This window comes from uncultured Erythrobacter sp. (assembly GCF_947499705.1).
Classification (GTDB): Bacteria; Pseudomonadota; Alphaproteobacteria; order Sphingomonadales; family Sphingomonadaceae; genus Erythrobacter.
In genome coordinates, this window is the sequence record NZ_CANMPJ010000001.1 from 333,873 (window position 1) to 346,879 (window position 13,007).

Annotated in this window: 15 protein-coding genes; 8 read left to right on the forward strand and 7 right to left on the reverse strand. The window is 59.5% G+C overall.

Annotation, left to right across the window (positions count from 1 at the left end; genetic code table 11):
* Positions 1-38 precede the first annotated feature (38 nt).
* The 5 genes from Q0837_RS01415 (at position 39) to Q0837_RS01435 (ending at position 4,614) form a co-directional block, all read left to right on the forward strand.
* Positions 39-1,289 carry an acyltransferase family protein gene (locus Q0837_RS01415; protein ID WP_298464286.1) on the forward strand — a complete coding sequence of 417 codons (1,251 nt, stop codon included), beginning with the start codon at positions 39-41 and terminating at the stop codon, positions 1,287-1,289.
* Positions 1,290-1,384: 95 nt separating this feature from the next.
* The gene (locus tag Q0837_RS01420) at positions 1,385-2,089 is read left to right on the forward strand and encodes an ATP-dependent Clp protease proteolytic subunit (RefSeq protein ID WP_298464289.1); all 705 of its coding nucleotides are present in this window, start codon (positions 1,385-1,387) and stop codon (positions 2,087-2,089) included.
* Between the two features lie 207 nt (positions 2,090-2,296).
* Positions 2,297-3,568 carry an ATP-dependent Clp protease ATP-binding subunit ClpX gene (gene clpX, locus Q0837_RS01425; protein WP_298464291.1) on the forward strand — a complete coding sequence of 424 codons (1,272 nt, stop codon included), beginning with the start codon at positions 2,297-2,299 and terminating at the stop codon, positions 3,566-3,568.
* 15 nt (positions 3,569-3,583) lie between these two features.
* Positions 3,584-3,925, forward strand: a complete 342-nt coding sequence (locus Q0837_RS01430) for a phosphotyrosine protein phosphatase (RefSeq protein WP_298464293.1) — start codon at positions 3,584-3,586, stop codon at positions 3,923-3,925.
* Positions 3,922-4,614: an aspartate/glutamate racemase family protein gene (locus tag Q0837_RS01435; RefSeq protein WP_298464296.1), complete on the forward strand. Its 693-nt coding sequence runs from the start codon at positions 3,922-3,924 to the stop codon at positions 4,612-4,614. Before Q0837_RS01430 ends, Q0837_RS01435 begins: the two co-directional genes overlap by 4 nt.
* 123 nt (positions 4,615-4,737) lie before the next feature.
* Here Q0837_RS01435 and Q0837_RS01440 read toward each other — a convergent pair whose 3' ends face one another.
* From Q0837_RS01440 to mtgA, 5 genes are all read right to left on the reverse strand, one after another.
* The gene (locus Q0837_RS01440; RefSeq protein ID WP_298464298.1) at positions 4,738-5,304 is read right to left on the reverse strand and encodes a fasciclin domain-containing protein; all 567 of its coding nucleotides are present in this window, start codon (positions 5,302-5,304) and stop codon (positions 4,738-4,740) included.
* Between the two features lie 152 nt (positions 5,305-5,456).
* Positions 5,457-6,242, reverse strand: coding sequence for an anti-sigma factor (locus tag Q0837_RS01445; protein WP_298464300.1), 786 nt, complete (start codon positions 6,240-6,242; stop codon positions 5,457-5,459).
* Positions 6,239-6,820, reverse strand: a complete 582-nt coding sequence (locus Q0837_RS01450; RefSeq protein ID WP_298464304.1) for a sigma-70 family RNA polymerase sigma factor — start codon at positions 6,818-6,820, stop codon at positions 6,239-6,241. Before Q0837_RS01450 ends, Q0837_RS01445 begins: the two co-directional genes overlap by 4 nt.
* The gene (locus Q0837_RS01455) at positions 6,820-7,761 is read right to left on the reverse strand and encodes a cation diffusion facilitator family transporter (protein ID WP_298464307.1); all 942 of its coding nucleotides are present in this window, start codon (positions 7,759-7,761) and stop codon (positions 6,820-6,822) included. The genes Q0837_RS01450 and Q0837_RS01455 overlap by 1 nt, the downstream gene beginning before the upstream one ends.
* Positions 7,762-7,766: 5 nt before the next feature.
* Entirely contained in the window at positions 7,767-8,438 is a 672-nt protein-coding gene (gene mtgA, locus Q0837_RS01460) for a monofunctional biosynthetic peptidoglycan transglycosylase (protein WP_298464310.1), read from the reverse strand.
* Between the two features lie 108 nt (positions 8,439-8,546).
* Between mtgA and Q0837_RS01465 the strand changes: the two genes are divergently transcribed.
* Together Q0837_RS01465 and Q0837_RS01470 are read left to right on the forward strand one after the other, a co-directional pair.
* Complete coding sequence (locus tag Q0837_RS01465; protein ID WP_298464313.1) at positions 8,547-9,881, forward strand: M20 family metallopeptidase; 1,335 nt, start codon at positions 8,547-8,549, stop codon at positions 9,879-9,881.
* Positions 9,882-9,923: 42 nt separating this feature from the next.
* The gene (locus Q0837_RS01470) at positions 9,924-10,550 is read left to right on the forward strand and encodes a hypothetical protein (protein WP_298464315.1); all 627 of its coding nucleotides are present in this window, start codon (positions 9,924-9,926) and stop codon (positions 10,548-10,550) included.
* 2 nt (positions 10,551-10,552) lie between these two features.
* Here the strand turns inward: Q0837_RS01470 and rpoH are convergent, their stop codons facing one another.
* Together rpoH and Q0837_RS01480 are read right to left on the reverse strand one after the other, a co-directional pair.
* Positions 10,553-11,506, reverse strand: coding sequence for an RNA polymerase sigma factor RpoH (rpoH, locus tag Q0837_RS01475; protein WP_298464318.1), 954 nt, complete (start codon positions 11,504-11,506; stop codon positions 10,553-10,555).
* 59 nt (positions 11,507-11,565) lie between these two features.
* Entirely contained in the window at positions 11,566-12,519 is a 954-nt protein-coding gene (locus Q0837_RS01480; RefSeq protein ID WP_298464321.1) for an RluA family pseudouridine synthase, read from the reverse strand.
* Here Q0837_RS01480 and Q0837_RS01485 point away from each other — a divergent pair.
* Positions 12,518-12,931 carry a M67 family metallopeptidase gene (locus tag Q0837_RS01485; protein ID WP_298464324.1) on the forward strand — a complete coding sequence of 138 codons (414 nt, stop codon included), beginning with the start codon at positions 12,518-12,520 and terminating at the stop codon, positions 12,929-12,931. The genes Q0837_RS01480 and Q0837_RS01485 overlap by 2 nt on opposite strands.
* The last annotated feature ends 76 nt before the right edge of the window (positions 12,932-13,007 follow it).

The following is a 13,007-nucleotide window of genomic DNA, read 5'->3' on the forward strand; positions in this document are numbered from 1 at the left end:
ACAGGGTATCACGATCTGAAACCCCCTGTTGGATAGAGATGCAAGACACACATTCTGCGGCAGTCCCCGCTGCCCCCTCTCGCAAGCACTATCACGACATCGATGGCGCGCGTTCCGTTCTGATGTTCCTTTCGGTCGCGCTTCACGCCGGGACAGTTTATGCGCCCGCGCGCCCATCGATCACGAGCAATGTCGCCCGGCATGATTTCTTCGACTGGCTGATCTTCGGTCTGCACCTGTTCATCACGCCCACCTTCTTTTTCGTCGGCGGGTTCTTCGCGGTGCTACTGCTGACACGGCGCAATGCAGGCGACTTCCTGTGGAACCGTTTTCTGCGCACCGCGATTCCGCTGATTGCGATTGCGGTGACTTTCAACATGCTTGAGCACTTCCTGCGCTGGACGGACGAAGGCGGAGCAGGCGGTGTCATGACGTGGATCGCCAGTGCCGATTTTGCCGAGGTTTGGTCCTCGGGCCTGTGGCAACTGCATCTGTGGTTCTTGGTGAGCCTGATCCCGATGTTCCTGCTGGCGGCGCTGATCCACGTGATCTTGCCCGAAAACTCATTCCCGCGCCGCCTGTCGATTGCGCTTTCGGACTTCGTCGCGCGGCGGATCAGTGGCAGCGGCTGGTTTGCATTTGGCCTCATTGCCTTTGCTGCCGCGAGCACCGCCAACTACGCCGCTGCAAGCGCGGTGCCGGGTGCCTATGGACTGCTCTTCCCGGGCTTCCAGAGCTGGTACAAGCTTACAGCCGAGTTTCCGTTCTTCGTGATCGGCGTGATGGCGGCGCTTTCTCCGCGTCTGCTGTCAGCGCTGACGGAGTGGCGCTGGTGGATGCCATATGCTGCCGCCGCAGCAATCCTGTTCCAACCTTACGCATTTCCACATCAAGGCTTCGCGCTGGGCATGGTGATGTTGTTCCTCAATCAGCTCGCAATCTGGACGCTGGTTTTGTTCATACTGCAATTCTTCCATCGATACTTCAGCGAAGGCGGCCCGCGCACAGCGTGGCTCGCCGATTGCGCGCTCTCGATGTACCTATTCCACCACTGCTTCGTCTACATCTACGGCCAGATGCTGGTGAGCATCGACTGGCCGATCTGGATCGAGTTCATTTTGTTGACGCTCGCATCGGCGGCGACAGTGATTGCGATCCACGAATTGCTGGTGCGCCGCTTCGCGCTCGTGCGCCTGCTGTTCAACGGCAAGACAGACGTTGAGACGATCCGCTGCAAGCCGGGATTGCTTGGCTCGTTCTTCCCGGATCGCCGCCGAAAAGCTGCTTGATCGCGATCCATATCCCCAAGGCGAAAGGTTAAGGCCCTTGAAGATTCGTAAGGCGCGTCCGACATAGCGATACCAGACGCAAAAGGACCCCATTCATGATCGATCTGCTCGGCAATTCCGGCGACACATTCGGCTCTCAGGGCCAATTCACGACCGACCCAGAAACCGGCGCTTTGGTGCCAGTGGTGGTCGAGCAGACCAGCCGGGGTGAACGCAGCTTCGATATTTTCAGCCGCCTGCTGCGCGAACGCATTGTGTTCGTCACCGGCCAGGTCGAAGACGGCATGGCGTCGCTGATCACGGCGCAGCTGCTGTTCCTCGAGAGTGAGAACCCGTCCAAGCCGATCAGCATGTATATCAACTCGCCCGGCGGCGTGGTCACTGCCGGCATGGCGATCCACGATACGATGCAGTACATCAAGCCGCGCGTTTCGACCGTGTGCATGGGACAGGCAGCCTCGATGGGCAGCTTTCTGCTCGCCGCTGGTGAGCCGGGGATGCGCGTGGCGTTGCCCAATGCCCGCATCATGGTCCACCAGCCTTCGGGCGGCGCGCGCGGCATGGCCTCGGACATCGAGATTCAGGCCCGCGAAATCCTGCGCATCAAATCGCGGATGAACGACCTTTACGTGAAATATACCGGCCAGAGCCTTGAAGAGATTGAAAAGGCGATGGACCGCGACACCTTCCTCGAAGCGGAAGAAGCCAAAAAGTTTGGCCTCGTCGACAAAGTCTTTGAGACTCGTCCCGAAAATGAAGAATCGGACGACAAGGAAGGCTCGGGCGGCGCCCCTGAGTAAGAGTTCGAAAGCTTTGGGTGCTAAGCGGCCCAAGGCGGGACAGCGCAGCAAAGCACTGTGCTTTATCGGCCATACAGCCACGCCTTCGCAGGCGGGCTGGCCCCAAAAACGTGCGCCATGTGTTGATTCATATGGCGCGCAGGATAGAGTCACCGAATCTGGCGGGCCGGAATGCCATTCGCCCGGCTGGATTCGAGGATAGTAGGAATGACGAAATTGAGCGGATCTGACAGCAAGAGCACTCTGTATTGCAGCTTCTGCGGTAAATCGCAGCACGAAGTGCGCAAGCTGATTGCCGGACCGACCGTGTTTATTTGCGATGAGTGTGTCGAACTTTGCAACGACATCATCCGCGAAGAAACCAAAGCGGGTATTGCCGGGAAGAAAGAAGGCGAAGTTCCAACTCCGTCGGAAATCTTCGGTACGCTCAATGACTATGTGATCGGCCAGGACAGCGCCAAGCGCAATCTCTCGGTCGCGGTGCACAACCACTACAAGCGCCTAAAGCACAGCGGCAAGGCTGGCGAGGTTGAACTCGCCAAGTCGAACATCCTGCTGGTCGGTCCGACCGGTACGGGTAAGACGCTGCTCGCACAGACGCTTGCTCGCACGTTCGACGTGCCGTTCACGATGGCTGACGCGACCACGCTGACCGAAGCCGGATATGTCGGTGAAGACGTCGAAAACATCATTCTCAAGCTGCTGCAATCGTCCGACTACAATGTCGAAAAGGCGCAGCACGGCATCGTCTATATCGACGAGATCGACAAGATCACGCGCAAGGCCGAAAACCCCTCGATCACGCGCGATGTGTCGGGTGAGGGCGTGCAGCAGGCCCTGCTGAAGCTGATGGAAGGCACCACCGCCTCCGTGCCGCCGCAGGGCGGGCGCAAGCATCCGCAGCAGGAATTCCTGCAGGTCGATACGACGAACATCCTGTTCATCTGCGGCGGGGCCTTTGCCGGTCTCGACAAGATCATCGCCGACCGCCTTCAGAAACGCTCAATCGGCTTCGGCGCGCATGTCGCGGACCCAGACAAGCGCAAGGTTGGCGAACTGCTCGAAAAGAGTGAGCCGGAAGATCTGCTGAAATTCGGCCTGATCCCGGAATTCGTCGGCCGTCTGCCGGTGATCGCGACCCTGCATGACCTCGATGTCGATGCGCTGGTCACGATCCTGCAAGAGCCGAAGAACGCGCTGGTGAAGCAATATCGCCGCCTGTTCGAGCTTGAAGACGTGGAACTGAGCTTTACCGACGATGCGTTGAAAGCCATCGCCGAACGCGCAATCAAGCGCAAAACCGGCGCGCGCGGCCTGCGTTCGATCGTCGAAGGCCTGCTGCTTGATACGATGTTCGACCTTCCCGATATGGAGAATGTCAGCGAAATCGTGATCGACGGCGAAGTGGTCGAAGGCAAGAAAGACCCGATCCGCGTTGTCTCGAACGATGACGATGGCGAGAAGGAAGAGGCGGCTTAAGTGCCGCCAGGCTGATTGGTAGACCGCAACTACCTTTTTGTTTGCAGCCAGAACAGGCTTCGCAGCCCGACGGCAGAGCACATCTTTGCCGATACTCAGGGTATCAACACGCTGTCCGCGGGAACGAACCGCGATGCAGAAAATCCTCTGAGCGACGAATTGGTCGAATGGGCAGACTTTATCTTCGTGATGGAGCGACCCCACCGAAACAAGCTACAAGCGAAGTTTCGTAGAACGCTCAAGGATCAGCGCGTTATCGTTCTCGACATACCTGATGAATACGAGTTCATGGACGCACACTTGGTTCGACTACTTGAGGCCAAGATGCGGCGATGGCTGCCTATGGAGCGCTCATGAAAACAATCGGCCTTATCGGCGGTATGAGCTGGGAAAGCTCGGCGCAGTACTATGCGCTGATCAACCGCGCAGTGCGCGATCGGCTCGGTGCGCCGCATTCGGCCAAGATCGTGATGCATAGCCTCAACTTTGGCGAGATTGCTCGGTTACAGCATGATGGCGACTGGGACGCACTGGCCGACATTCTGATCGACAGCGCCGAAAGCCTCGAAGCGGCTGGCGCGGAGTGCATCGTCCTCTGCACTAACACCATGCACAAGCTCGCTGACGAGATCGAAGAAGCGAGCGCTTTGCCGTTCATCCACATCGCCGACGTCGCTGCCGACGCAATCACGCAGCAGGGCATGACCAAGGTCGCGTTGCTGGGCACAGTGTTCACGATGGAAGAGGGATTCTACCGGGAGCGTTTGACCGAGTATCACGGTCTTGATGTGATCATCCCCGAAGAGGGCGACCGGGCCGAAATCCACCGAGTGATCTACGAAGAACTGGTGGCGGGCCAGATTATCGAAGGCTCACGCGATGCCTATCGCGAAATCATCGAGCGATTGGCCGAACAGGGCGCGCAAGGGATAATCCTCGGCTGCACCGAAATCGCTCTGCTCATTAGCCAGAACGACAGTCAAGTGCCGCTGTTCGACACGACCGAAATCCACGCCGCAGCGGCAGTCGACTTCGCGCTTAGCTAAACAGTCCGTGCCAACTCAAAACCCCGCCCGGCATGGAGGAATGCCGAACGGGGTCCTGGGTAGCGCTGCCCCTAGGTGGGAGGGGGAACGGCGGGGCAGCGCAAACTGGAGAGGGGTGTAAGATCAGGCCGGCAGGAACACTCCGTCGGTCACATGGATTACGCCATTCGAGGTCTGCACGTCGGCTTGGGTGACGGCTGTGGCGCGGCCCTTGGCGTCCGTAATGATGATCTTGTCACCGGCGAGCCGTGCGGTCAGGGTGCCGCCTGCGACGGTCTTGATGGTGGCTTCGCCGCCATGCTTGTTGATCAGTTTGACGAGGTCGCCGCTGCTCACGTTACCAGCGACCGCATGGTACGTCAGGATGCCTTGCAGCGTGCCTTTGTTCTCAGGCTTCACAAGCGTTGCAACGGTTCCGTCCGGAAGCTTGGCAAAGGCGGTGTCGGTAGGAGCGAAAACTGTTAAAGGGCCAGGGCTCGACAGCGTGTCGACCAGGCCAGCGGCCTGAACGGCGGCGACTAGAGTCGTGTGGACGCCGGTGCTCACAGCGGTCTGGACAATATCGGGGCTTTGCGTTTGGGCCGCACGCTTGTGCGCGATGGCCGGAGCGGTAGCGACAGCGGCAAGACCGGTGGTCGCGGCAACAGCAGCAAAGATGGCGGCTTTAAACTTCTTGGGGGGTACAGGCATTGGTATCTCCTTATGTCTGCAAGCCCTCCCGGTCTTGCGCTGGAGCTACGCACATGCCTCCAATGCGGATGCGCAATAATTGCAAATTGTTCGAAAATTGCCTGCGCTACCCTCGGGAAAAGCGCTTGCGCCGGTCTTTAGTAAACCTGCGATCAAACCTGGCTGAATGCGCCTTCGGCTACGACCGGTCCGGCGTCTTCGCCTTCCGGTTTCCCGCCGAGCGGTTCGCGCGTGAGCACGACCTGTGAGCCATCCAGAATATTGCGCGCGACGTCTTCTGGCAGGTCCATGCTCACGACTTCGCCGGGCGCGACCACTCCGAGCGATTGCAGGTCACCTTCTGCCGGGACCAACCACAGCTCGTGGTCGTGAACGCCGTCGGGTGTCAGGCCAATCGCCGTCACGAGCATGCGCTCGCCTTCGGGCATGTAAGTCACGTCCAGCCGCAAACCGGTGTCGCCTATTGGCACCGTTGCCATCAAAGGATCAGCAGAGGCGACATTCGTGGGCGTCTCGGAAGGCGGAGCGCTACCGGGCGCAAACGTCATGACGGCCAGCGCAATTGCGGCCGCAGCCGAAGTAAACCCGGCGGTCCATTTCCACCGGCGGAGGCTGCTCTGCAATTCCACGACATTGTCGTTCGAGGCGATTGAGGCGGCGCTCGGTGCCGCGATCACATCCGCGCTGTCTTGAGCCGCAAGACGCGCTTCGATCCGCTTCCATACCTCCGCACTGGGTTCGGCACCGCCGACTTCGTCGGAAAGCGGCACAAACCAATTGTCCCACCATTCCTTGCGCCAGGCAAAGTCTTCGTCAGTCGCCAATCGCCCACGCGCGTCGAGCAATTCCTCGCCTTCGAGCAAGCCCAGCGAAAACTCCGCCGCAAGGGTCTTGTCGTCGCGGTTTTCCATCGGGTCCATGTCGTCTGTACCGCTCATTCACTCGCCTCCAGGCAAGCCCGCAGCTTCATCAGCGCGCGGCGGATCCAGCTTTTCATGGTGCCCAGCGGCACATCGGCAGCTTCGGCCAGCTGACCGTAGGTTTTGCCATCAAAAAACGCGCCGCGGATATGCTGCTGAACATTGTCATCCAGTTTGCCGAGGCAGATGTGAATTTGCGCCGAGCGCTCGGCATCGATTAGCAGAGCATCAGCAAGGGGGGCTTCGTCAGGCAAAGGCGCGGCCTCTTCGACAGGGACAGCCCCGCCGCGAACCTTGCCAGTACGCAGACGGTCGATCGCGCGGTTGCGCGCAAACGTCGCCAGCCACGAAATCGGGCTCGCGCGCTCCGGATCATACCGGTCGGCTCTCTGCCAAAGGTTTACGTACACGTCCTGCAAGGCGTCTTCTGCTTCTTTCCTGTCACCCAAGATACGAAGGCAAATGCCGAACAGTTTCACCCGAGTTGACGCATAAATCTCCTCGAGCGCTGATTTGTCGCCATCGGCCAGCCTCGCCATGGCGGCACGCAGAGCTTCGCGCGCTTCGGCGGTTGCAGGGGTCGGATGCGCAGCCATCAACAGTCGGTCCCGCACGGATCATCGTCGGTGCCGCGTTCTACCTGCAACGTCGAATGCCCGATGCCGAATTTCGCTTCGAGTGAACGGCTGATTTCGCGCAGGAATCCGTCAGAGCACGGTGCGCCCGGCATCACCAGATGCGCGGTCAGTGCCGTCTCCGTCGTCGACATTGGCCAGATATGCAAATCGTGCACCGCCTCAACCCCTTCAAGCCCTGCCAAATGACGGCGCACGTCCTCCACGTCAATGCTTGCAGGGACTGCAAGTAAGCCCATTTTCAGGCTGTCTTTGGCCAGGCCCCACGTGCCCCAGGCTATCATCGCGACAATGGCGAGGCTGACGAGCGGGTCGATCCACCACAACCCGGTGAACAGGATTACCAGTCCTGCAACGACCACACCGGCCGACACCAAAGCGTCGGCGGCCATATGCAGGTAAGCGCCTCTGATATTGAGATCTTCCTGACCGCGCATGAAGAGGAAGGCGGTGAAGGCGTTGATCGCGATGCCGATCCCAGCGACGATCACCATGACCATGCCTTGCGGCTCTTGCGGTTCGAACAGGCGGTGGAATGTTTCGAACAGGATCGCCCCGATTGCGACCGCTAGCAGCAGGGCGTTGGCCAGCGCGGCGAGGATCGTGGAGCTCTTGAAGCCGTAAGTGTAGCGGGCCGAAGGCGGTTTCTTGGCGGCAATGCTCGCCCCCCATGCGAGCAGCAGCGCCAGCACGTCGGACAGATTGTGTCCAGCATCCGCGACCAGCGCCATCGACCCGTAGAGAAATCCAAAGGTCGCCTCGACCACCACAAATGCCGTATTGAGCGCCACGCCGATGGCAAAAGCACGCCCGAAATCGGCAGGCGCATGGCTGTGACCGTGGCCATGAGCATGGTCATGACCATGATCGTGCCCGTGATGGTGTGAATGTGCGTGCCCCATTGAGGTTATTGATAAACGCAGGAATCGAGGCCGTCACGTTTCACGACGCCGATCCGCGCTTCAATCGTGTTACCGTGGCGCGCAAGCCACCCTGACGGATTCTTGACCGAGCGTTCCTTTGGCAAAGGCAGAGCGGCGGCCATGCGGCTGGCTTCGTCAGCGGAAAGGCGCGCGGCGGACTTGCCGAAGTAACGCTGCGCTCCGGCCTCTGCGCCATAAGTGCCGATCCCGGTTTCGGCGATGTTGAGATACACCTCCATGATCCGCCGTTTGCCCCAGACATTCTCGATCCAAAAGGTGAAATAGGCTTCCAGCCCTTTGCGGAAATAGCCGCCGCCCTGCCAAAGGAACACGTTCTTCGCCGTCTGCTGAGTGATGGTGGAGGCTCCGCGGATGCGTCCTCCGTTCCGATTGTTTTCGATGGCTTTTTCGATGGCTTCGGTGTCGAAACCACTATGCGAGCAGAACTTGCTGTCTTCCGCAGCGATGACCGCTGCGACGAGGTTGGGATCTATATTATCGAGGCTTTCCCAATCCTTAGTGATGCCATTCCCGTCCATCAGCATCGTCGCTGTGACGGGCACCGGCAGCCACTTAAACGCGATTACCAGCGCAAGGCTCAGCCCGATGAACCACAGGATAGCTTTGGCGAAGAGGCGTGCGGCGGTGCGGATCATGGTCAGCGAAGCATTTAGGTGCGCTTCGCGTGCTGTGCAATCATGCCCGTCTTGCAGCGCGCGCTTAGCCGTGCTTGGACGGTCACCAGACTTTTCAGGGAGTTTTTCATGCGTCTTTTCCCCACTGCCGCCGCCGTCCTCGCTCTTTCCGTAACCTCGCTAGGCGCTCCAGCATTCGCCGATGACCATGATGTCGCGCAGGCTGTCGCCGCCGATTACGACGCTTACCTTGAGCCGCTTTTCGTCCATTTCCATCAAAACCCCGAGCTGTCTTTCCTCGAAACGGCGACTGCCAAGCGCATGGCGGATGAGCTTCGCGCGGCGGGTGTCGAGGTGACTGAGAATGTCGGCGGCACGGGTGTCGTTGGCATGGTGCGCAACGGTGAAGGGCCGCTGATCCTGCTGCGCGCGGATATGGACGGCTTACCGGTGATCGAGAAATCAGGCCTCGAATACGCCTCTACCGCAATGCAAGTTGGTCAGGACGGACAGGAATATCCGGTCATGCACGCCTGCGGCCATGACGTGCATATCACGTCGATGGTTGGCACGGCGCGACGCCTGATGGCAATGAAGGATCAGTGGAGCGGCACGCTGATGTTCGTCGTCCAGCCAGCCGAAGAGCGCGTGGGCGGGGCCAAGGCGATGATCGCGGACGGTCTGTATGACCGTTTCGGCAAACCCGACTATGCGCTCGCCTTCCATGTCAACTCGGGGATGGCGACGGGCAAACTGTCGGCCTCTGAAGGGATCCAATATTCGAGCGCGGATTCGGTCGATATCACCGTTCCTGGCGTCGGCGCGCACGGCGCGAGCCCGCATCGCGGCAAGGACCCGGTCTATATCGCATCGCAGATCGTCACGGCGCTGCAATCGATCGTCAGCCGCGAGATTCAGCCACTTAGACCCGCTGTGATCACGGTAGGCTCGTTCCATGCAGGTTCGAAGCACAATATCATCTCCGACCAGGCCGCATTGCAGTTGACCGTGCGAGCAAATGACGAGGATACCCGCGCGCAGTTGCTAGCGTCGATTGAGCGGATCGCGGTCAATATCGGTAAAGCACATGGCCTGCCCGATGATCTGCCGGTGCAGGTGAGTGTGAGTGAAGGCACTCCCGTGACCAACAACGATCCCGAACTGGCGCGCCGCCTCAATGCGGTTATGAAGCGCGAACTTGGTGAGGAAACGTTCGTGCCATGGGAGCAAAAGGGCATGGGCGCGGAGGACTTTGCGTACTTCGTGACCGAGGAACTGGACGTGCCGGGTTATTACTTCTCTGTCGGGGGGACGCCGCAGGCAGCCTTTGACGCTGAAGAAGCGGGCGGTCCAGCAGTGCCTTCGCACCATTCGCCACTGTTTAAGGTGTCCCCGCGTGAGAGCGTGACGCTCGGCACGCAGGCGATGATCGCTGCGGTGCTCGATCTGGCTCCGGGGCAGTAGTGCAAGATCAGCGGCGCTGATCTCAAGCATCCGGGAGTTAGCATGATCATTGTGGCTGAAGGCATCAGCGCTGCGGGCAAGACTACATTTGCCCGGCAGTTCGGTGATGGGCGCTGGGTGCCTGAAATTCCCGTGAAGGGTGACCGACCTGGCGCCGACGCCAGCCTTGACGCCCATGCTCACTTTTGGGCGGAGCACAACGTCAGGAAGTTCCAGATGGCGCTCGCAATCGAGCGTGAGCATGGGTTCGCGATCTGCGACACTGATCCGATGAAGATCCACTATTCGTGGTGCATGGAACGGGCGGGCTTTGCGTGGCTCGACAAGTTTGCTCACGCGCGCTTGTTCGTGCGCAAGGCGATAGAAGAGCGGAGGTTGGGCTTTGCCGACCTTTATTTGGTGAAGCGGATCGATCCTATTCTCGCGCGCGCTCAGAAAGAAGGTGACGCAACCCGCCGACGCGGCAATTTCGAACAGCATCTGGCTTTACAGCCGCATCTGATCGAGTGGTTTTCAGCAGTGTCGGACGTGCTTTCGGACTGCGTAAGGTGGGAGTTTCCGGACCGCGATAATCTCTTGGCTGAAATCAAAAGCAAAGCGCCGGAGGAGAACCCCCGGCGCTTCGATGTTTCAGTATTCGACGCTCTGATCGAGCGCTTGCCAAGTTAGGTTTACGCCATTCCCGGCATCAACCGGTCTCCCGCGATCCGCTGCATCGCTTTCTGCAGCTTTTCAAACGCACGTACTTCGATCTGACGGATACGCTCGCGCGAGACGTCATAGACCTGCGACAGTTCTTCGAGCGTCTGCGGCTTTTCCGTCAGGCGACGTTCGGTCAGGATGTGCTGCTCGCGCTCATTGAGCGAGTCCATCGCCTCGACCAGCATTTCGTGCCGGACAGTCGCCTCTTCAGCGTCAGCGACCGTTTCGTCCTGCAAAGGACGATCATCGGTCAGCCAATCCTGCCATTCGCCCGACCCGTCTTCGCCATTGCGCATCGGCGTGTTGAGCGAGCCGTCGCCGCCCATCATCATCCGGCGGTTCATGTTGATCACTTCCTGCTCGGGCACGCCGAGGTCGGTTGCGATCTTCGTCACATCTTCGGGCGACAGGTCAGTGTCTTCGTAGGCCTCGAGCTGCTTCTTCATCCGGCGAAGGTTGAAGAACAGCTTTTTCTGAGCGGCGGTGGTGCCCATTTTCACGAGCGACCAGCTGCGCAGGATAAATTCCTGCATCGAGGCTTTGATCCACCACATCGCGTAAGTCGCGAGGCGGAAACCACGATCGGGCTCGAACTTCTTCACACCCTGCATCAGTCCAACATTCCCTTCGGAAATGAGGTCGCTGACGGGCAGGCCGTATCCGCGATAGCCCATCGCAATCTTGGCCACGAGCCGCAGATGGCTCGAAACCAGCTGCGCAGCGGCTTCGGGATCTTCATGTTCGGCATAACGCTTGGCGAGCATGTATTCCTGCTCGGCGGTCAGCACAGGGTATTTTTTGATTTCCGACAGATAGCGGTTGAGGCTTTGCTCGCCGCTCAGGGCCGGTACAGACGGTGACTTGCTCACTTTTTTCCTAACCTTTCTAGTGTCGACCACTCGTGCCGGACCCCTGATGGGCATCCGTCAAATCGGGCCACTTGGTTACATATACGCGAGATAGGCGCATTTGGGTGCGCTATTCATCGATTACAACGTATAAGTTCGTCGATTAGTTCCCGCATATCGGGCGGCAATGCGGCTTCGAACTTGACGGTTTCTTGTGTCAAAGGGTGAATAAATCCCAACTCCGCCGCGTGCAGCGCCTGCCTCCTAAATTGAAGCGATTTCAGCACCGATTTGAGGGGTTTGGGCGTGTTGCCGTAGACTTGATCTCCTATTAGCGCATGGCCGATTGACGCGCAGTGAACGCGCACTTGGTGGGTTCGCCCGGTTTCGAGCCTGCATTCGATCAGCGCACTCGATTCGAGCCGTTCAATCAGCTTGTAATGGGTAACCGCATGTTTGCCGCGTGAGGAATTCTTGTCGAGCACAGCCATTTTCTTGCGATTGGCGTCTGACCGACCGATTCGACCCGAGATTGTGCCTTCGGTTGGAGTAGGGTGGCCACCGCACACGGCGAGATAGCGCCGGTGGACGCTGTGCTCGGCAAATTGCGCGGCAAGCCCTTCATGCGCCGCATCGGATTTGGCGACCACCAGAAGGCCTGACGTGTCCTTGTCGATCCGGTGGACGATCCCAGGGCGGGCGACCCCGCCGATACCCGAGAGTTGGCCTCGGCAGTGATAGAGGACAGCGTTGACCAATGTGCCATCGGGATTGCCGGCCGCCGGGTGCACAACCATTCCCGCAGGCTTGTTGACCACGATCAGGTGCTCATCCTCGAAAGTGATGTCGAGGGGGATGTCCTGCGGTCTGGCTTCTGGCTCGATGGTCGCCGGGACAGTGATCGCGAAAAGCGCGCCTTCGCGGGCTTTGGCTGAGGGGGATTGGACTGGCGTCCCGTCCAGCTGCACCAGCCCCTCGGCGATCAGCGCCTGCACCCGGGCCCGCGAAAGCTCGGTCACCTCGGCCAGCGCCTTGTCGAGGCGGGCAGGGGTGGAGATCGTGCCGGTGATGATTTCCTCAGCGGACATGCTAGGGCCATGCGCGATGCTTATCGAGGTGACAAGTGGGGCAATGACCGCGATGCAGCAGGCCGCAGCATCTGCGCTTCCCAACGAGGCCTGCGGCATCCTGCTGGGCAAAAACAATCGCATCACTGGTGCAATCGAAACCCGCAACGTCCACCCAAGCCCTGCAACCCATTTCGAGATCGACCCGCAAGCGTTGATCGACGCGTACCGCGTCGAACGTGGCGGTGGCCCGGAGGTACTCGGCTACTTCCATTCACACCCTAATGGCAGGGCGGAACCATCGGACATCGATCAGGCATCGGCTGCAGGTGATGGAAAGCTCTGGGCGATCATCGCGGCAGACCGGGTGAATTTCTGGCTGGATGAACCCGAGGGATTCCGCCTGCTTTCCTACGCCATTGCAAGCGAGTAGGAGTTTGCGCATACGGTTGGCGCAACACGGTTGAAGAACGCTGAATTGGCAGCATGACGTCCGAAGGGTTTTCGGG